The sequence below is a fragment of the Paenibacillus sp. FSL R10-2771 genome, assembly GCF_038000205.1.
Classification (GTDB): Bacteria; Bacillota; Bacilli; order Paenibacillales; family Paenibacillaceae; genus Paenibacillus_AQ; species Paenibacillus_AQ phytohabitans.
Window position 1 is genome coordinate 1,984,641 of sequence record NZ_JBBOBM010000001.1, and the last position, 20,590, is coordinate 2,005,230.

13 protein-coding genes are annotated in these 20,590 nt (G+C 49.0%); all 13 read left to right on the forward strand.

What is annotated here, in order from left to right; translation table 11 throughout:
* Positions 1-422 precede the first annotated feature (422 nt).
* The 13 genes from NSU14_RS08245 (at position 423) to pflB (ending at position 20,556) form a co-directional block, all read left to right on the forward strand.
* Complete coding sequence (locus NSU14_RS08245) at positions 423-2,726, forward strand: glycoside hydrolase family 65 protein (protein WP_336102322.1); 2,304 nt, start codon at positions 423-425, stop codon at positions 2,724-2,726.
* The gene (locus NSU14_RS08250; RefSeq protein WP_063779803.1) at positions 2,726-5,065 is read left to right on the forward strand and encodes a glycosyl hydrolase family 65 protein; all 2,340 of its coding nucleotides are present in this window, start codon (positions 2,726-2,728) and stop codon (positions 5,063-5,065) included. Before NSU14_RS08245 ends, NSU14_RS08250 begins: the two co-directional genes overlap by 1 nt.
* A gap of 49 nt (positions 5,066-5,114) precedes the next feature.
* The gene (gene pgmB, locus NSU14_RS08255; protein WP_042138768.1) at positions 5,115-5,744 is read left to right on the forward strand and encodes a beta-phosphoglucomutase; all 630 of its coding nucleotides are present in this window, start codon (positions 5,115-5,117) and stop codon (positions 5,742-5,744) included.
* A gap of 79 nt (positions 5,745-5,823) precedes the next feature.
* A complete protein-coding gene (locus NSU14_RS08260; protein ID WP_042141373.1) occupies positions 5,824-6,624 on the forward strand; it encodes an alpha/beta hydrolase in 801 nt (266 codons plus the stop codon).
* Between the two features lie 40 nt (positions 6,625-6,664).
* Entirely contained in the window at positions 6,665-7,174 is a 510-nt protein-coding gene (locus NSU14_RS08265) for a GNAT family N-acetyltransferase (RefSeq protein ID WP_336102323.1), read from the forward strand.
* An 18-nt stretch (positions 7,175-7,192) separates the two neighbouring features.
* Positions 7,193-8,155 (forward strand): alpha/beta hydrolase, encoded by a 963-nt coding sequence (locus tag NSU14_RS08270; RefSeq protein ID WP_340944115.1) that lies wholly within the window; start codon positions 7,193-7,195, stop codon positions 8,153-8,155.
* 163 nt (positions 8,156-8,318) lie between these two features.
* The gene (locus tag NSU14_RS08275; protein WP_076245646.1) at positions 8,319-10,112 is read left to right on the forward strand and encodes a cache domain-containing sensor histidine kinase; all 1,794 of its coding nucleotides are present in this window, start codon (positions 8,319-8,321) and stop codon (positions 10,110-10,112) included.
* 13 nt (positions 10,113-10,125) lie between these two features.
* Entirely contained in the window at positions 10,126-11,454 is a 1,329-nt protein-coding gene (locus tag NSU14_RS08280; RefSeq protein ID WP_042138764.1) for a response regulator, read from the forward strand.
* Positions 11,455-11,570: 116 nt separating this feature from the next.
* Positions 11,571-12,494, forward strand: coding sequence for a carbohydrate ABC transporter permease (locus NSU14_RS08285; RefSeq protein WP_042141372.1), 924 nt, complete (start codon positions 11,571-11,573; stop codon positions 12,492-12,494).
* Between the two features lies 1 nt (position 12,495).
* Positions 12,496-13,368, forward strand: coding sequence for a carbohydrate ABC transporter permease (locus NSU14_RS08290; protein WP_042138763.1), 873 nt, complete (start codon positions 12,496-12,498; stop codon positions 13,366-13,368).
* A 133-nt stretch (positions 13,369-13,501) separates the two neighbouring features.
* On the forward strand, positions 13,502-14,968 hold the full coding sequence (locus tag NSU14_RS08295; protein WP_042138762.1) for an ABC transporter substrate-binding protein: 1,467 nt from the start codon (positions 13,502-13,504) through the stop codon (positions 14,966-14,968).
* Positions 14,969-15,411: 443 nt separating this feature from the next.
* Complete coding sequence (gene adhE, locus NSU14_RS08300; RefSeq protein ID WP_042138761.1) at positions 15,412-18,033, forward strand: bifunctional acetaldehyde-CoA/alcohol dehydrogenase; 2,622 nt, start codon at positions 15,412-15,414, stop codon at positions 18,031-18,033.
* 261 nt (positions 18,034-18,294) lie between these two features.
* A complete protein-coding gene (gene pflB, locus NSU14_RS08305; RefSeq protein WP_039295439.1) occupies positions 18,295-20,556 on the forward strand; it encodes a formate C-acetyltransferase in 2,262 nt (753 codons plus the stop codon).
* Positions 20,557-20,590 lie beyond the last annotated feature (34 nt).

Below are 20,590 nucleotides of genomic sequence, written 5' to 3' on the forward strand. Positions count from 1 at the left end.
GTAAATTTTAAATTAATTATACATGTAAATTCCTCTTTATGGGTAAAAATTTTCGCGAAAAAGTGTCGAATTTTTTACATTGTGATAATTTTCACTTCATTTGTGTGAGATATGATATGTTTTCGCGCCAAAAGCGGGTCCATAACCTGTATTACAGGATATTATAGCAGCTGCCTCCTAATCTGGAAAGATCCTGGGAGCTTGCGGCTTTTTTTGTTTTTGCGGGAAAAAGCACTGAATTGTCTAAAATATTATACCCCACACTGCAGGATTTCCCCATTTCCGTAAAAATGCACATAACTCCGTTATAAGCAGACCTTGGTCCTGAAGGTGCTTAGAGATACTCTGGAACTGAACGTCCGTACCTCCGAGGACAACTGCGGGAAGGGCGGAACATTCCCCTAGAGAAGGAGAAATCAAATATGGCAAAAGTGGCGGACAAATATCTGAAGGTCGATCCGTGGGCGATTATAGAAGAGGGCTTTGATCCGGAGCGTAACCGGACCTCGGAATCCATTTTTTCGCTGGGCAATGAGTATATGGGCGTGCGGGGGTATGCCGAAGAAGGGTACAGCGGAGATTCGCTGCCTGGCAGCTACTTGAATGGGCTAAACGAGCAGATGGATGTCGGCAACCATTACAAGGGCATTATCCGGACACTCCGTTATATGGTAAATGCGGTGGACTGGCTGTATACCCGGATATCCGTTAATGGCTCACAGCTCGATCTGGCCCATAGCAAGGTTACGAATTACTCCCGCAGACTGGATTTCCGTACCGGGACATACCGGAGGGGATTCATCTGGCATCTGCCGGACGGCAAACAGCTGCAGATCAGCTTCACGCGCCTGGTAAGTATGACATTGTCTCATCTGGGTCTGCAGCAGATCACCTTTGAGCCGCTTAACTTCACGGGGAGTGTAGATATCTGTACAGGTCTTGATTTCAACATGATCCACGAAGAACACGGCCAGAGCATGTGGAAGCAGCTGCGCAGTGGAGACGAAGGAGCGGTTACAGCTATTCTGGGAAGTACGCTGACAACCGGGAACAAGCTGTTCTCCGGTTTTATGCTTCAGTCCTCCCAGCCTTTAAATACAGAGCTTGTGGAGCGTGACCGGTTCATCGGACGGAAATTCTCGCTTAAACTGTCTCAAGGAGAGCCGGCTTCTTTCACCAAGCTCGTCGTGAATGCGGCGGACAACAAAGCTTCCCATACGGCGGATAGCCTCTGGGCTGAAGGTATGGAGCTTGCAGCAGGGGTAAGCGGGCTGGATGAGCAACAGGTGTTTGCTGACCAAGCTTCTTACTGGAGCGGTATCTGGGCAACCAGCGATATCTCTATTGAAGGCGATCCCGAGAACCAGCAGGGCATCCGGTTCTGCATTTTCCAGCTGTATCAGACCTATCATGGAGATCATCCGGGCTATAATATCGGTGCCAAAGGGCTGACAGGTGAAGCATACCGCGGTCTGGCCTTCTGGGATACGGAATCCTACTGCCTGCCGTTCTATATGTTCAATAATCCGAAGGCGGCCCGCAGCCTGCTGGAGTTCCGCTATAAGACACTGCCGGAAGCCATGCAGCGCGGGAAGGATGTGGATTGCCAAGGCGCTTTTTATCCCATTGCCACGATTGACGGGACTGAGAGCTGTGATCTGTGGCAGCACTCTAACCTTCAGCTGCATGTCGGAACAGCCGTTTCCTATGGCATCTGGCATTATGTGAAGAATACAGGTGACCGGGAATTCCTCTACAGCAAAGGCGCCGAGATGCTGATTCAGATCAGCCGCTTCTATGCGACCCGCGGCCAGTGGGGTCAGCGCAGCGGAGAATACGGTTATTTCGGCGTCATGGGACCTGACGAATTTCAGCTGATGGTCAACAATAACTGCTATATCAATCTGATGGCTAAGAAATTATTTGAATTCACGCTCGAAACCATTGCCGGGATGAAGGTGAAGGCACCTGAAGCATATGCGGACGTTGTTGCCAAAACAGAGCTCCGCGAAGAGGAATTGGCCGATTGGGACAACAAACGCGAGCATATGAAGATTCTGCTGGATACAGAGAGTGGTGTGTATGAGGAGCATGACGGATTCTTTGATATGCCTCATATCGATATTCACTCGATTCCGGTGACCGAATTCCCGCTCTACTCGAATTGGTCGTATGACCGCCTGTACCGTTATGACATGATCAAGCAGCCGGATGTGCTGATGTTCATGTTCTTATATAACGGACAGTTCTCCAGAGAAGCCAAGCTTGCGAATTATGAATACTACGAATCCAGATGTATCCATGAATCCTCACTCTCGCCGTCCATTCATTCCATTCTGGCCAGTGAAGTCGGCAAACATGAGGAAGCTTATCATTTCTTCGAGTTCGCAACCCGTCTGGATCTGGATAACTACAACCGCAATACCAGAGAAGGATTGCATACAACTTCGATTGCAGCAGCCTGGATGAACATTGTATACGGCTTCGGCGGCATGCGTTCTGATGGTACCCGTCTGTCCTTCCAGCCTACACTGCCGCAGCGCTGGACCTCCTATAGCTTCCAGGTGAGGTATGAGGGTGTGCTGCTCGGAATTATTGTGAACAAAGATTCGGTTAGCTTCAGAGCCATAGAGGGTGGAAGCACTGAAGTTACTATTTATGGTCAGCTGGTTCTAGTGGATGCTGCAGGTACGAGGCTTCCGCTCGGTGAAGGGATGATGGCATAATGAACTGGACCGTAAGCGAAAGCAGCTTCGAACCTGGCAGGATTACGACCAACGGGAATAAATATATGACCGGTAACGGGTATATGGGATTCCGGGGTGTGCTCGAGGAGTTCGGCAAGGAGCAGCTCACGGCTGTTACCTTGGCCGGGTTATACGACAGAGCGGGAGATAAGTGGCGTGAGCCGGTGAATGCCCCCAACGGAATGTTCACTATGATCAGCTGTGACGGGAAAGTGCTTAGCGTTCTGCAGACGGAGCCGCAGGCTCATATACAGAGCCTGGAACTCCGCACAGCAGTCCACCGGCGGGAGACGGTGTTCAGTATCCGGGACGGCGGGCAGGTGACCCTCACAGCTGAGCGGTTCGTCAGCATGGATCAGCTGCATGTGCTGGCCGGTAAATGGACAATTCATAGTACGGTGGATTGCCGGATAGAGATTAAGACAGGGATTGACGGTGAGGTCTGGGATATCAACGGCCCCCATTTGTTTGAGCAGCGGATTCAGCTGAAGGAAGGCGTGCTACTGGCAACGGCTGTTACCGGTGAACTACAGCTGCCGGTGGCGGTTGCTGAGCAGGCGGATTTCGCATTTGCAGAGCAGCTTATCCATGGAGAGGCAGCGCTCCGTACGGTTTCTTTTGACGCCAAGGCTGGAGAGACTTATGAATGGTACAAATATGTGGCCGTGTTCACCGGGCTGGACATGGAGGAGGAACCTGCTGTACAGGCGGTACGAACAGTCAGGGCTGCGGCTGCGGCAGGTTATGCAGAGCTGCTGGCAGCCCATTGCCGGAAATGGGAAGAGCGGTGGTTAAGCAGCGATGTGGTGATCGAAGGAGATGATGATGCGCAGTTCGCTCTCCGGTACAGCATTTATCAGCTGCTGATTATTGCGCCAACGTTGTCTGAGAAAGTATCCATTCCTGCTCGCGGCCTATCCGGCCAAGTCTATAAAGGGGCTGTGTTCTGGGATACGGAAATGTTCATGCTGCCATTCTTCCTGCATAGTGATCCCGGCATTGCCCGCAATCTGATGATGTACCGCATCCATACACTGGACGGTGCCCGCCGTAAGGCAGCTGAGTATGGGTATCTGGGTGCTTTTTATGCCTGGGAGAGCCAGGATTCGGGAGATGATGCCTGCACACTGTTCAATGTGAATGATGTGTTTACCGGACGGCCAATGCGGACCTATTTCCGGGATAAGCAAGTGCATATCAGCGCAGATGTCGTGCACGGGATCTGGCAGTATATCCAGTTCACCGGAGATGACAGTATGCTTGCCGATGGCGGCGCTGAGGTCATCTGGGAATGTGCGCGCTTCTTGTACTCGTATGCTTATTATAATCCGGTGAAGAAACGTTATGAGATTCTGGATGTTACCGGACCGGATGAATATCATGAGCGGGTCAACAATAATGCGTTCACCAATGCACTGGTGCAGGAGACACTGGAAATTGCACTGCGGACAGCGGGTCTGCTGCAGGACAAATACCCTGCTGTGTATGCGGAGCTGGCAGGGCAGTTTGCTGACGGACCGTTCCTGGCTGAGTTCACAGATATGCTGGAGCATTTCTATGTTCCGCAGCCGGACCCGGACACTCTGGTTATTGAACAGTTCGACCGCTATCTGAAGCTGGAAGAGGTTGCGCTGGCTGAGCTGAAATCACGGGTGATCAACAAACATGAATACTGGGGTGGAGGCAACGGGCTGGCCACCTCCACAAGAATATTGAAGCAGGCTGATATCGTGCTGATGCTGAACCTGTTCAAGGGCAAATTCAGCAAGGAAGTGAAGCAGGCCAACTGGGAATTCTATGAGCCGCGTACCGAGCACGGATCAAGCCTCAGCCCGTGCATCTATGCACTTGTTGCCGCAGATATCGGCTCACCGGACTGGGGATATCCGTATTTCATGCGCACTGCCACTGTAGATCTCACCGGAGAATCGAAGCAGTATGTCGGCGATCTATATATCGGCGGAACCCATCCGGCTGCGAACGGCGGTGCATGGATGGCAGCGGTGCTCGGCTTCGCAGGTCTGCAGTTTGATGGCGTGACCGCTGTGATGAATCCGGCGCTGCCTAAGGAGTGGAAAGCAGTGGAGCTGCCGGTTGTGCTGCGCGGAGACAGCTTCCGGCTGCAGATCAGCCGGGAAGAGATCACCGTTACCGCAGCGCCGGACAACAGCGAAGCTGTAGCATTCGCCGGCTTCGGCGGCGAACCGGAGCTGTGCCGTCCGGGTATGCAGCTGCGGCTGCGGGCTAAGGGTAAAGCGCAAGAGGCTGAACTTCAAATATTATCTGAAATGCAGGGCGGATTTACGCAGAAGTCTTAAACTCAGCTTGTATAAGCAAACAAGAAGCAATAAGGAGGACATATAACAGATGCTGGAGCAAATGAAAGGTGCAATTTTTGATCTGGACGGTGTAATTGTAGATACGGCCAAATATCATTATCTTGCGTGGCGCTCGCTGGCAGAAGAGCTTGGATTCCAGTTCACGGAAGAGCATAATGAACGGCTCAAGGGTGTAAGCCGGATGAGATCACTGGATATCCTGCTGGAGATTGGCGGGCTGGAATTCAGTGAAGCGGAGAAGCTTGTCATGGCAGATAAGAAAAACCGCCTTTACGTGGAATACATCTCCGGACTGGATGAATCGGAGCTGCTGCCTGGTGTCAAGGAATACCTCAGCGGTCTTAGAACGCGCGGTGTAGGGGTTGCCCTCGGTTCAGCCAGTAAGAATGCCGTATTTATACTGGATAAGCTGAATATTGCAGGGCTGTTCGATGCCGTTGTTGACGGCAATAAGGTATCCAGGGCAAAGCCGGACCCGGAAGTGTTTCAGACTGCATGCCGGGAACTGGGCCTGCAGCCGCAGGACTGCGTGGTATTCGAGGATGCCGAGGCCGGTGTAGCCGCCGGGAAAGCTGCGGGAATACAGGTCGTTGGCATCGGGAAACGGGAAGTGCTGAAGGAGGCTGATCTGGTAGTATCCGGATTGCATGAACTGTAAGACCTTGATAGAATTGCCTAGAGGAACTTATTTCCTCTACTACTTATTCTATTATAGAAGGAAAGCTTGAGGGATGATGATGGAAACGTTATTGCTATGGCCTGAGGGTGCGCCTGGAGCGCTGGGAACCAGTGATGAGGACCAGCCCGCGATTACACCTTATTTAGTTGAAGGCAAGCAGAATGCCGCTGTTGTGATTTGTCCGGGAGGCGGCTATGCGATGCGTGCCGATCACGAGGGAGGGCCGGTTGCAGAATGGTTGAATACACTCGGGATTTCAGCGTTTGTGCTGCGCTACCGTGTTGCACCTTATAAATACCCGAGTGCGCTGCAGGATGCGCAAAGAGCGCTGCGCACGATCCGCTTCCGGGCGGATGAATTCGGAATTGATCCGGACCGGCTGGCCATTCTGGGCTTCTCCGCCGGTGGACATCTCGCTTCTGCAGCCGGTGTGCTGTATGATCTCGGGAATGCGGATCACCCGGAGCCGCTCGAACGGCTGTCCAGCCGGCCGGACCGGCTGATTCTATGCTACCCGGTCATTTCCATGACCGAAGGGGTAACGCATCAGGGCTCGAAGGAGAACCTGCTGGGAGCAAGCCCGGATGAGCAATTGCCGCTGCGGCTTAGCAGTGAGTTCCAGGTGAGCGCAGAGACTCCGCCAACGTTCCTCTGGCATACCTCGGATGACGCTTCCGTTCCCGTAGAGAACAGCCTGCTGTTCGCCGCAGGGCTGAGCCGTCACCGTGTTCCGTTCGATCTTCACATTTATTCACATGGGATACACGGGATTGGTTTAGGAGCCGATGAGCCGCATACACGGACGTGGACCGATGCCTGTGCATCCTGGCTGGAATTGAACGGTTATACCAAAGCGTGAGCGTCTGCTTCTATGTCCGCGCCCAAAGGAGGTACATATAATGAAGCTTAGATTTTCACATGTGCATACAGCGGAAGAAACCGCTGAGGTTGCCCGAATGGCGGCGGAAATATGGCGCGAATACTATGTTTCCATTATTACCGCCGAGCAGATCGATTATATGCTACGAAAGTTCCAATCGGTTCCGGCGATTACGGATCAGATCCATCATCAGGGTTATGAATATTACTTAATCCATAACGGTGAAGGCTCCACAGCCGGTTATATCTCGGCCAGACAAGAGGAAGGAAAGCTCTTCTTGAGCAAGTTTTATATAGGCAAGGAGTACAGGGGGCGCAGCTATGCCAGCCAGGCGTTGGCCTTCCTGGAGAAGCTGTGCCAAGACAGAAACCTGACTCATATTTGGCTAACGGTCAATCGTGATAATGAATCCAGTATTGCAGTCTATAAGAGAAAAGGCTTTCGGACCCTAAGGGAACAAATGGCGGATATCGGGAATGGATTCGTCATGGATGATTATATTATGGAAAAAGAAATTCCGGTCCCCTGAGAGAGGAACGGCATATTTATGAATAAGGATTCTTCCTATAATCAGTCGGTGACCTATTGGAAGCAATATCAAAAGTTTTTCCCTGATGACATGCAGATCAATGAAAATCACTTACCCACAGAAGAGTGGATGACCTGGAACAATGCTCATATTCACCTGGATCGTATGCCTGTTCCTGATGCACAATTGAAAATTATTTTCATTCATGGAGCTGGCGGCAATGGCAGGTTGCTCGCTCCTTATGCACGAATGCTGCAAACCTACGGTTATGAAGTAGTGTCGCCGGATCTGCCGCCTTATGGTCTAAGCTATACCGATTCAGCGGAATCATTGGATTATCAGCTCTGGATTGACATCCTTAATGAATTGATCGAACAGGAGCTGAAACGGGACGGCAAGCCTATCATTCTGCTGGGCTCCAGTATTGGAGGCATGTTAGCTTATCACACGGCTGTACAAAGTAAACGGGTCAAAGGGTTAATTGCAACAACATTTGTAGATACGAGTGATTCAAAAGTTCGTGATCAGTTAGCTCCTAACAAGCTTATTAGCCGGTTAGGGGGATGGTGTATGAATCAATTCCCTTCCCTATTAGACTCCTTGCAGATCTCTGTGAATAAAATATCCCGGATGAAATGGATCACGAACAACGCTGAACTGACCAGACTCATTATGAAGGATCCCCTTGCGGCAGGCACATCTATTCCCTTACGCTTACTAAGAACGTTCTTGAATATGAAACCGGTAATTAAACCTGAGGATTTTGAGGGTTGTCCGGTATTGCTTGTTCATCCTCAATTAGACCCTATGACTCCTTACCGCTTCAGTAAACCGTTTTATGATAATCTCAAAAGCAGAAAAGAATATGTGAGTTTAGAAGGCGCCGGTCATTTTCCGATTGAACAACGGGGGCTGGAGCAGATGATTGTTGCTGTGCTTGCTTTTTTGAGAACGATTGAGAACGAACCCGATAGAGAATGATTGTGATAAAACCAGTCTGACACGGTAGCTTCGTGTTATGGCTGGTTTTTGTTTAAATAAAATAATGGTGAAACTCCATACAAATGAACATAAAGAACTTTGAAATAAACCTATGTAAGCGCTTGTAGGTTTGTTATATTATTGAAACTGGAGGTGTATCCAGATGTTGTCGATGCTTATTAAACCTATCGTTAAGCTGAACGTCAAGCAGCAGCTGATTCTGCTGTTCCTGATTATGATCTCGCCCATCCTGATTCTGAACAGCTACGGCAACTATAAGGCGGAAGAGATTCTCAAGCGCCATGTGACCAATGCCTATGTGGAGCTGAACAAGCAGAATTTCGCCATCATTAACAGAGACATTGATACGGTTAACAAAATAACGACGACCGTCATCCAGAATCCGATCCTGCAGCAGCTGAATATGAGCGGGGATGATCCGGTGCTTGAACGCGTCGAACGGTACGAAACCATTGAGAAGCTGCTGGGCAGCTACTCCCAGGGAGCCGAGCGGGGCGACGGGATTTACTATTCGCTGTACGTGTATGATCCGGACAACTATTACTTTTTCGCTCCCAATTTCCCGCAGGTGAAGAAGGCGGGGGTTTATTTTTTCTCCAAGGGTGAAATGCCTTATTGGTTCGAGCAGGTGGTGCAGCAGAAAGGCCACGGGTATCTAATGTTCACGGAGAAGCTGAGCCCGCAGGCCGAGGATCTGAAGACCCTCACTTATGTCAGGGCAGTTAATAATATCTATAGAGGTGCAGGCACAATCGGCGTGCTGGTGGTGACCAAGATGGAATCGAAGATCGGAGAGTCGCTGAAATCCATCTCCCTGCCGGACGGGGAAATTTATTTGACGGATATGAACAACCGCGTGCTTGCCTCTACTACGAATTCAACGGGGGAAGTTATTGCTCTTCCAGAGGGTTCTGAAGCCGGTGACCCGGAGGGGACCGAGGATATCATCACAGATGACTTCATATATGTAGTCAACAACAATCACGCCTTCGAGCAGAAGCTGGTGTATAAGGTTCCCGTCAAGGCGCTGCTGCAGCAGCAGAACGAAATGAAACGTGTCATTCAATACATAACCGTTGCTTACGCGCTGTTTGGGCTGATCATTATCACCTACTTCTGGCGTTCGCTGATGACTCCTTTGCAGAAGCTGGCTTTTTTTGTGCGCAAGTATGAGCCTGGCAACCGCGTTCCCGAGACTCCCCGGAGAGGCAGCAATGATGAGGTCAGTGTGCTGATCGCTTCCACCTATGATATGGCCCGCAGGCTCAACAGCCTGATTATGTACAAATACCAGATGGAGATCAAGCAGAAGGAAGCCCAGCTACAGCTGCTCTATCAGCAGATCAATCCGCATTTACTGTACAACACCCTGGAGAGTATTTATTGGAAAAGCTCGCTGGAGGGCAATGTGGAATCCGCGGAAATGATCAAGGAATTATCCAAGCTGATGAAGATCAGCTTAAGCCGGGGGAGAGAGCTGATCACGCTCGAGGAGGAGCTGGAGCATGCCAGTGCCTATATCAAGCTGCAGCAGCACCGGTATGACTATGTGTTCGCCGTTATCTGGAATATTGCCCCTGAAACCAAAAGTAATCTGATTCCCAAGATCACCCTGCAGCCGTTAATCGAAAATGCCATTATTCACGGTGTCAAAAATATGGATGAGGACGGCGAAATCATCATCACCTCCGTTCTGCAGAATGACAGGATTCTGATTACCATTGAGGATAACGGCTATAAGCAGGTCGATTATAAGGCAATCGACTATGTACTGAATGATGAAAGCCCCAACCCGGCCAGCGGATATGGTATACGCAATATCAATCAGCGTGTGCATCTGCATTTCGGCCAGGATTACGGGATCAGCTACGGACCGCGTACCGGCGGAGGAACCGTGGTGACAGTGACGCTTCCGAAATCAGAGACTATAGAGTAGAGGAGAGATCAAGGTGTTCAATATACTGGTTGTTGATGATGAGCCGCTTATTTGTAAAGGGCTAAGCAGTCTGCTGGCCGCTTCAGGCCTTGATATTGACCATATTTATACCGCGAACAGCGGATTTGAGGCACTGGATTGTATCCGGATGGAAGAGATTGATCTGCTCGTTACGGATATTCAGATGGGAGCGATGAGCGGCATCGAGCTGATGCAGCATGCCAAAATGGCCAAACCCTGGGTGCAGACGATCGTCATCTCTGCGCATGAGACCTTTCAGTATGCCCAGATGGCCGTCCGGCTGGGAGCCAAGGATTATCTGATCAAGCCGCTGAACAGTGAGCAATTCCTTGATTCGGTGCGCAGTGTAGTCCTCAAGATGGATAAGCCGTCACCGGAGCTGGCCACCTACATGGACGGGATCAGTGAAAGCTTCCGCCTGGAGGAGCCTCTACCGGAGTATAGCGAACTGCTGAATACGCTGCTTGCCGAAACCGCTTCAGTGCTGGGGAGGGAGGAGGAGCTGCGTAAGCTGGATGAGCTGAAGCTGCAGGGACCATTTTTTGCCGTCATCAAAATCAAGCTCCCCATGCCGGAAGAACGGCGTGAGCAGAAATATACTTCCCGTGACCGCAGTCTGCTGCGTTATGCCGCCCTGAATATTGCCAAGGAGCTGCTCGATCAGGAGTGGAACTCTACAGCCTTCTATTCACCGGACCAGGAGATTACAGTGATTATCCAGTGGGATGAGAAGAGCTACGAGGAATCGGCCACCGGCCAGGTAGGACGGCTTGATGTGCTCGGGCGCAGTCTGCATTTCAATATCCACCGCTATCTGCATCTGAATGCTGTAATCGGCATCAGCCAGATTCTCAAGGGGATTAGCTTCATGGATGTACTGAACCGCCAGGCCTCGAAGGCCATTCTATGGAACAAAGAGCATGCCGATCACTATGTGTTCTACTATGGCGATTTCAACTGGAACAACTATGCCGCTGATCCGTCACCCGAGGAGCTGCATACGCACAGCAATCTGATTGTGCAGAAGGCCAAGGAGTATATTGACGGGAATTACGCCCAGAAGGGCTTAACGATCCATGAGGTTGCCAAGAAGAACCATGTCAGCCCCAACTATCTGAGTTATCTGTTCAAGAAAAATACAGGCCATAACCTGTGGGAATATGTCATCAAGCTGCGGATGGAGGACAGCCGGGAGATGATTCTGAATACCGATCTGCGCCGGTATGAGATTGCCGAGCGGGTGGGGTATGAGTCGCCGGAGCATTTCAGCAAGATTTTCAAAAAATACTACGGAATCAGCCCCAGTGAACTGAAGAAGTAAGAACGCTTACGATTGCCATAGATATAGACATGTTCAGCCTCCCCCTCATTTTCTACAATTAAGGTAGGAAGCACTTTGCGAAAGTGCTGAAAGACGAAAGGAATGAGGGAGCCAGAATGAACCAGTCTGCTGCGTTACATGATCACCTGCCAGCGGAGCTCGAGAGCAAGCCGTATAAACAGAACCGCTGGAAAAAGAATTTTTGGGGCTTTATGTTCCTCGTCCCCGCGATCATCATCTTTATTATGTTTATGTGGGTGCCTATCTTCAAAGGATTCCTGTACAGCTTCTACACGGTCGACTTCGTCAAAGGAAATACATTCGTAGGCATGGACAATTACGCCAGAGCACTCACGGATCCGGATGTCCTGATCGCTGTGAAGAATACCCTGTATTACATGCTGCTCTGCCTTGTGATCGGCTTCTGGGTACCGATTGCTTTTGCAATTGCGATCTCCGAGCTGAGGAAATTCGGCGGATTCGTACGCGTAGCGGCGTATTTGCCTTATGTAATGCCAGCGGTTGTCTTGTACGGACTATGGAGATGGCTGTATGATCCAGTCGGGCCGATTAATGCCCTGATTGGCAGCACGGGGGCAGATCAGATCGCTTTCCTGACGGATACCAGGTGGTCGATGATCTCGCTTGTCTTCATGGAGACCTGGCAGCAATTCGGCTCGGGGATGCTGATCTATCTCGCTGCGGTGCTCAGTATTCCCAGGGACTGGTATGAAGCCGCTGAGATTGATGGAGCCGGAGTCTGGGCCCGCATCCGCCATATTACGCTGCCGTCGCTGCGCAATCTGATTCTGCTCATGCTGATTCTGCAGATCATTGCTACCTCTCAAGGGTACCAGTCGCAGATGGCCCTGCTTGACGGAGGACCGAACAATGCTACGCTGACCTATGCGCTGCTCATTGTGAAATATGCTTTTACAAGACTGGATTATGGTACGGCGACTGCGCTGGGAATGCTGATGTTTGTTGTTCTGGGCGGTTTGGGCATCTTACAGTTCAAGCTTAACAAGGAGGACAACTAGGATGAAGAGCGCAGACAGAGGGATTCTCTCCGAACATGATCTTAAGAAGACCGGCAACAAAATCGTATACGGAATCATGGTGTTTTTTATTCTGTTAATGATTTTTAGCATGCTATATCCTATTTTGATGACCATGTTCAACGGACTTAAGTCTAATGTTGAGGTTAACTCATTCCCGCCGCATTTTTTCCCGCAGGAGTGGCATTTCAGCAACCTTAAGGATGCGCTGGATTATATCAATCTGCCGATGTTCCTGCGGAACACGCTGTACATCTTTGTCGGAAACATGGTAGCTACCCTGGTTGTACTGGGCCTGGCGTCCTTCAGCATCTCGCGGATGAATGTGCCTTACCGCAAGGCCTTCTACTTCTTCTTCCTGATGACGCTGTTTATTCCGGCCACGAGCTATATGATCCCGAACTTTGTCAATCTGAAGGAACTCGGGCTGCTGAACCAGTATGCGGCTTTCTGGCTGCCGGCTGGGGCGAATACCTTCTTCTTCCTGCTGCTTAAGAACTTCTTCGACGGGATTCATCCGGAGATTCTTGAAGCCGCACGGATTGACGGGGCCTCTGAGCCGAGAAGCTTCTTCACCATTGCTGTTCCGCTGTCCATTCCGATTTTTGCAACACTGGCGATCTTTATCTTCTCCACAGCCTGGAACGACTGGTTCTGGCCGTCGCTTGTCATGCACAGTGAGGAGAAGTACACGCTCGCTACAGCGATCTATAAATACGTTATTAATGTAAAAGCACTGAACACTAACATCAAATTTGCCATTCTGTTCCTTGTTTCTTTGCCGCCTATTCTGGTCTTCCTTGTTTTCCAGAAGTTCATTATGCGCGGCGTTTCCCTGTCGGCTGTCAAAGGGTGATCAGAATTATGCTGCAGGGAGATACGGATCGTAAACCTGCACATGAAAGGAATATAAATACACCTCGTTTGTAAACGGTTTCTCTTTTATGATGAATTTGTAAGCTAATTATGAATTGAAAAGGGGAGTTTCAATGCGTAAATTTTCCAGCGTATTAGCATGTCTCCTGGTGACGGGATCGTTATTGTCCGCTTGCGGCGGCAATAATAACGGGAACAAACCGGCGGCAAATGGAGGAGAGGCGACGCCTGCACCAGCAGCTACTAATGCAGCAGAGGAGACCGCTGCTCCGACAGAGGCACCGGTAGATGATATCACCCAGAGAAAAGTAACGATCAAAATTCACTATCCTACCCCTGACCTTACCGAGGTAAGAGCACAGGAGGATGACAAGATCAAGCGGTTCCAGGAGGTCTATCCGAATGTAGAGATTGTCAAGGATGACTGGCAGTACAATGTAAGCGAAATCGGGGTGAAGATGGCGGCGAATGAAGCTCCTACCTTCTTCAACACCTATGCAACTGAAGCGAAATTCCTGGTCGAGAAGGGCTGGGTCGCTGATGTTACGGATCTGTGGAACAACTATGAATTCAAGGATCAGATTAACCCTGTCCTGCAGAATCAGTTCATTATTGACGGCAAAGTGTATGGCGTAACGCAAAAGGGTTATGTCACTACAACAATGATTAATAAAAAGATGCTGGATGAAAAAGGTGTAGCCGTCCCTCCAATGGACTGGACCTGGGATGATATGCTGAATACCGCCAAAGGGGTAGCGGATACCAAGAAGGGGATCTCCGGTATTGCTCCAATGGGTAAAGGCAACGAAGCAGGCTGGAATTGGACCAACTTCCTGTTCGAAGCAGGCGGTGAAATCCAGAAGATTGAAGGCGGTAAGGTTGTGGCTACATTCAATTCGGATGCCGGTGTGAAGGCGCTGGATTTCTATAAGAAGCTGAGATGGGAAGCCAAAGCAGTTCCTCAGGACTGGGCGCTTGGCTGGGGCGATGCTGTCGGCGCGTTCCAGCAGGGACGTACTGCTATGGTAATGGCCGGATCTGACGGTGTTATCGAGCAGGCGCTCAACCAGGGCGGACTCAAGCCTGAAGATGTACTTACTTACCCGATGCCAGCTGCTGAAAAAGGCGGCAAGCATACCGGCGTACTCGGCGGTGACTATCTGGTTATCAATCCGAACGCCAGCAAAGACGAGCAGGAAATGGCCTTCCGCTATATTACTTTCGATTACTTCTCTGACAAAGGCCTTGAAGCTCTTGATGCGATTATCAGCCAGCGCAAAACGGACGGCAAATACTACATCCCGCCGCTCCTTGATTACTATGCTGCTGATTCCGACTTCGGCAAGAAGACCAAAGCTGTCTATGACAAGTACGACATCGTTTATCAATACAGCCCTGAAATTATGGCGCTGCTGGATGGTAAGCCTGAAGCGCAATACAATACTCAGGATTACTATGCAACCATGTCCAATGTAATCCAGGAGCTGTTCTCTAAGGATGGTACAGATTCCAAAGCCCAGCTCGACGCTGCCGCCAAAACTGTTCAAGAGAAATTCTTCGATACTATCAAAGTGGAATAGTCACTTGCTGAATGAGTGGTTACGATGCTTGATAAAGGATTTATAACGCTAAGGCAGGAGACCCGGTCTCCTGCCTTTTTGCTTGCTCTGATTTATATTTATACTTCTATGTAAGAGAATGCGGCAGGAGAGTAGAGTTGACGAAGATTAGGAAGAACATCAGATAGCACCATTATTCTGGGGGAAAAACAAGGCTGAAGAGCTGGATTCAAGAAAAGCAGGGGAGGCTAGAGGGCGGGCGTTCGCAAATCGGACAAATATAAATGAATTATCACACAACAAATGGAAAATAGACTAGAATATGATCGAATGAAAGCGCTTTGAAAACAAATCAAAAAAAACTTTATACTTTGTGAAAGATTTCACTATACAAGGTGAAAAGGATATGATAAGATAAATGTGTAGAGAAAAACAACCTAAAAATTGACAGGAGGACGAGGGAGATGGCAGTTAAAAACGAAGTCGCCGCCCAAGTGAAACAAACCACCGCTGAAGAATATATTCAGACTTTGGTGGATAAAGCAAAGAAAGCTCATGAAGCGTTCATGGGACTGGATCAAGAGCAAACTAACACAATCGTTCATGCAATGGCGTTGGCCGGACTCGACAAACATATGTACCTGGCTAAGCTGGCCGTTGAAGAAACAGGACGCGGTGTCTATGAAGACAAAATTACGAAGAACATCTTCTCAACTGAATATATCTGGCACGGAATTAAGTACGACAAGACAGTAGGCGTTATTGAGGATAACGCTTATGACAACTTCCAGAAGATTGCTGAGCCTGTCGGAATCATTATGGGTATCACACCGGTAACCAACCCAACATCCACCACGATGTTTAAAGCTTTGATTTCCGCTAAGACACGTAACCCTATTATATTCGGATTCCACCCTTCAGCGCAAGAGTGTAGTGCGGCAGCCGCCAAAATTCTACATGATGCAGGTGTGAAGGCTGGCGCTCCTGAGAACTTCATCCAATGGATCGAACTTCCGACCATGGACAAAACAAACGCACTGATGAACAATCCTGACGTTGCACTGATTCTGGCAACCGGCGGATCGGCAATGGTTAAAGCGGCTTACAGCTGCGGCAAACCGGCACTCGGCGTAGGTCCTGGTAACGTTCCTGCTTTCATTGAGAAGAGTGCTGACATTGATCAGGCAGTGACAGACATTATCCTTTCCAAAACATTTGATAATGGTATGATCTGTGCTTCCGAGCAAGCGGTTATCATTGAAGAAGCGATTTTTGACCAAGTGAAGAAGAAAATGATTGCGAACGGCTGCTACTTTGTAAACAAAGAAGAAGCTGCCAAGCTGACAAGCGGCGCAATGAATGTAGAAAAATGTGCGGTTAACCCGGCTATCGTCGGCCAATCCGCTGTGAAGATCGCTGAAATGTGCGGAATTCAGGTTCCTGCCGGCACGAAGATCCTGGTAGCTGAACTTGAAGGCGTAGGTACCAAATATCCGTTGTCCGCTGAGAAGCTGAGCCCGGTTCTGGCTTGCTACAAAGTGAAGAACGCAGATCAGGGTATCGAACGCGCAGCTGAAATCGTTGAATTTGGCGGCATGGGCCACAGCTCGGCTATCCACTCGAACAACGAAGAAGTAATCATGAAGTTCTCCAACCGTCTGCAAACCGGACGTATTCTCGTCAACTCGCCATCCACACACGGCGCAATCGGCGATATTTACAATACTAATATCCCTTCATTGACACTGGGCTGCGGATCTTATGGACGCAACTCTGTATCGCAAAACGTGACTGCAATCAATCTGATCAACGTGAAAAGGGTGAACCGTCGTACCGTGAATATGCAATGGTTTAAAGTACCTGACAAGATTTACTTCGAAAAGGGATCCACACAGTACCTGGCCAAAATGCCTGATATCACTCGCGTAGCTATTATTACTGACCCTATGATGGTTAAACTGGGCTATGTGGAAAGAGTTGAGCATTACCTGCGTCAACGCCAGACTCCGGTAGCGATCGAAGTGTTCTCGGAAGTTGAACCGGATCCATCGACAACTACTGTAGAAAAAGGCGCTGCAATGATGAACAGATTCCAGCCGGACTGCATCATCGCACTCGGCGGCGGTTCCCCAATGGATGCTGCAAAAGGAATGTGGTTGTTCTACGAACACCCGGATGCAGACTTCAACGGCCTGAAACAGAAGTTCATGGATATCCGCAAACGGGTATACAAATTCCCTAAGCTCGGCAACAAAGCGAAATTCGTTGCGATTCCAACAACTTCCGGTACAGGTTCTGAAGTAACTTCGTTCGCAGTTATCACAGACAAGACAACTGGCAATAATACTAAGTATCCGCTTGCTGATTATGAGCTGACTCCAGACGTAGCTATTATTGATCCGGAGTTTGTATACAGCTTGCCGAAAACTGCTGTTGCCGATACAGGTATGGATGTATTGACACATGCAATTGAAGCTTATGTATCTGTAATGGCTAGTGACTATTCCGATGGTCTGGCAATCAAAGCCATTCAACTGGTATTCCAGTGGCTGGAGAAATCCGCACTGCAAGGCGACAAGCTTGCCCGCGAAAAAATGCACAACGCTTCGACTCTGGCAGGTATGGCTTTCGCTAATGCATTCCTGGGTATCAACCACAGCTTGGCGCACAAATGGGGCGGACAGTATCACACAGCACATGGCCGTACCAATGCCATCCTGATGCCGCATGTTATCCGTTACAATGCCAAGAAACCTACGAAGTTCGCTTCGTTCCCTAAATATTCGCACTTTGTAGCTGACGAACGGTATGCTGAAATTGCCCGTATCCTGGGATTGCCAGCACGCACTACCGAAGAAGGCGTAACCAGCCTGATCAATGCAATCCGCGACATGAACAAAAAACTCGGTATCGAAGAATCCTTCTCGGCTCTTGGCTTTGATCCTAAGGACTTCGAATCCCGTGTAGATTACCTGGCTGACCGTGCATTTGAAGACCAATGTACAACTGCCAATCCAAAAATGCCGCTGGTATCTGAACTTGCTGATGTATACCGCAACGCATTTTACGGAAGATTCGACAACTAATCTAAGATTGTCTGGCAAAGAATAAGGTTAAAGGTTAATATGGAACTGGATGGAAGTGACAAATATCACCGAAAGAGTGATATTTGTCACAGTCCTTTTTCAGAAAATAAACTAAAATGTTTATATAAACAACGATCCCAGTTATGAAGCCGCGATTGTGAATTTTATAACAACCAATAGCTATGGGATCACGAGACACGGGATTAACCTTCAAGCCCGCGATCTCTACAAATATACTAAATATAAATGGAGGGATTTAGCATGTCGGTGATTGAAAGAGAAGTACAAGAGGTTAAGTCGGGTTGGAGAAGTTTTACTAAGGGTACATGGGCTAAGAAAGTTGACGTTAATAACTTTATTGCCAAGAACATCAAGCCTTATGAAGGAAATGAAGAATTCCTGGTAGGTCCTACCAGCAACACCACTGAACTGTGGAAGATTATCTCCCAGCTTAGCAAGGAAGAAAGAGAAAGAGGCGGCGTATGGGATGTATCCCTCGATACTGTCTCCACGATCACTTCCCACAATCCAGGCTACATCGACAAGGACAAGGAACAAATTGTCGGCGTTCAGACTGATGCTCCTTTCAGACGTTCCATTCAACCGTTCGGCGGTATCAAAATGATGATCGACGCTACTAAAGCTTATGGCTTCGAGCTTCCGCAAAATATCGTTGACATGTTCACGAACATCCGCAAAACGCATAACCAAGGCGTATTTGATGCATATACACCAGACATGAGAGCTGTGCGTAAATCCGGCGTAATTACAGGTCTTCCTGATGCTTATGGCCGCGGACGTATCATCGGCGACTATCGCCGTATTGCCCTGTATGGTATTGATTTCCTGATTAAAGACAAGAAACAACAATTGACTGAACTTGAAGTAGATTCCATGACAGAAGAAGTGATTCGTCTGCGTGAAGAGCTGTCCGAGCAAATGCGTGCTCTGGGCGAACTGAAACAAATGGCTGCTGCTCATGGTCTTGATATCTCCAAACCAGCTAATAACTTCAAAGAAGCTACTCAATGGGTATACTTCGGTTATCTGGCTGCAGTTAAAGAGCAAAACGGTGCGGCAATGTCCCTCGGACGCGTATCCTCTTTCCTTGATATCTATGTACAACGTGATTTCGAAGAAGGTACTCTTACTGAAGAGCAAGCACAAGAAATCGTTGACCATTTCGTAATGAAACTGCGTATCGTGAAATTCCTGCGTACGCCTGACTATAATGATCTGTTCTCCGGCGACCCTACTTGGGTAACTGAATCCATCGGTGGTATGGCTGAAGACGGAACAACACGCGTAACTAAGAACAGCTTCCGTTTCCTGCATACCCTGTACAACCTGGGTCCTGCACCAGAGCCGAACCTGACCGTACTGTGGTCCGAAAAGCTGCCTGAAGGCTTCAAAAAATATTGTGCTAAGGTTTCCATCGAAACCAGTGCGATCCAATATGAGAACGATGATGTAATGCGTCCATACTGGGGTGAAGATTACGCAATTGCCTGCTGCGTATCCCCAATGCGTATCGGAAAACAAATGCAGTTCTTCGGTGCCCGTGCCAACCTGGCAAAAGCCCTGTTGTATGCAATCAACGGCGGTAAGGATGAAAAATCCGGCGCTCAGGTAGGTCCTGAATATCCGGCGATCACTTCCGAATACCTTGATTACGACGAAGTAATGAAACGCTTCAAACCAATGATGGAATGGCTGGCTAAGACTTATGTCAACACGCTGAACATCATTCACTACATGCATGACAAATATTCTTACGAACGTATCGAAATGGCACTGCATGACCGCGACATTCTGCGTACTATGGCTTGCGGTATTGCCGGTCTGTCCGTTGCTGCCGACTCCCTGAGCGCAATTAAATACGCTAAGGTTAAACCGATCCGCAACGAAGAAGGTATTGCTATCGACTTCGAAACTGAAGGTGAATTCCCTTGCTACGGTAACAACGACGACGCTGTTGACAACATCGCGGTTGAACTGGTTGAAACCTTCATGAGCATGATCCGTAAAAACAAAACTTACCGTGATGCTGTACCGACTCAATCGGTATTGACTATCACTTCGAACGTTGTTTATGGTAAGAAGACTGGTACTACTCCTGATGGACGTAAAAAAGGCGAACCGTTCGCACCTGGTGCTAACCCAATGCACGGACGCGACAAGAAGGGTGCACTTGCTTCCCTGAACTCTGTTGCTAAACTGCCTTACTCCGATGCACAGGATGGTATCTCCAACACATTCTCAATCGTTCCTAAGGCTCTGGGTAAAGACGAAGAATCCCGTAAGTCCAACCTGGTATTCATGATGGACGGATACTTCCACAACAACGCTCAGCACTTGAATGTTAACGTATTTAACCGTGAGCAGCTGATTGATGCAATGGATCACCCTGAGAACTACCCACAATTGACCATTCGCGTATCCGGCTATGCAGTTAACTTCATCAAGCTGACCCGCGAACAACAGTTGGATGTTATCAACCGTACGTTCCACGATTCCATGTAAGATTTGTTCTTACAGATCAAGAATTAAAATAAAT

What these genes read in the sequence shown, in the direction of transcription:
- NSU14_RS08245 (WP_336102322.1), top strand. Translation starts at nt 423, where the DNA reads ATGGCAAAAGTGGCGGACAAATATCTGAAGGTCGATCCGTGGGCGATT.
- NSU14_RS08250 (WP_063779803.1), top strand. Translation starts at nt 2,726, where the DNA reads ATGAACTGGACCGTAAGCGAAAGCAGCTTCGAACCTGGCAGGATTACG.
- pgmB (WP_042138768.1), top strand. Translation starts at nt 5,115, where the DNA reads ATGCTGGAGCAAATGAAAGGTGCAATTTTTGATCTGGACGGTGTAATT.
- NSU14_RS08260 (WP_042141373.1), top strand. Translation starts at nt 5,824, where the DNA reads ATGGAAACGTTATTGCTATGGCCTGAGGGTGCGCCTGGAGCGCTGGGA.
- NSU14_RS08265 (WP_336102323.1), top strand. Translation starts at nt 6,665, where the DNA reads ATGAAGCTTAGATTTTCACATGTGCATACAGCGGAAGAAACCGCTGAG.
- NSU14_RS08270 (WP_340944115.1), top strand. Translation starts at nt 7,193, where the DNA reads ATGAATAAGGATTCTTCCTATAATCAGTCGGTGACCTATTGGAAGCAA.
- NSU14_RS08275 (WP_076245646.1), top strand. Translation starts at nt 8,319, where the DNA reads ATGTTGTCGATGCTTATTAAACCTATCGTTAAGCTGAACGTCAAGCAG.
- NSU14_RS08285 (WP_042141372.1), top strand. Translation starts at nt 11,571, where the DNA reads ATGAACCAGTCTGCTGCGTTACATGATCACCTGCCAGCGGAGCTCGAG.
- NSU14_RS08290 (WP_042138763.1), top strand. Translation starts at nt 12,496, where the DNA reads ATGAAGAGCGCAGACAGAGGGATTCTCTCCGAACATGATCTTAAGAAG.
- NSU14_RS08295 (WP_042138762.1), top strand. Translation starts at nt 13,502, where the DNA reads ATGCGTAAATTTTCCAGCGTATTAGCATGTCTCCTGGTGACGGGATCG.
- adhE (WP_042138761.1), top strand. Translation starts at nt 15,412, where the DNA reads ATGGCAGTTAAAAACGAAGTCGCCGCCCAAGTGAAACAAACCACCGCT.
- pflB (WP_039295439.1), top strand. Translation starts at nt 18,295, where the DNA reads ATGTCGGTGATTGAAAGAGAAGTACAAGAGGTTAAGTCGGGTTGGAGA.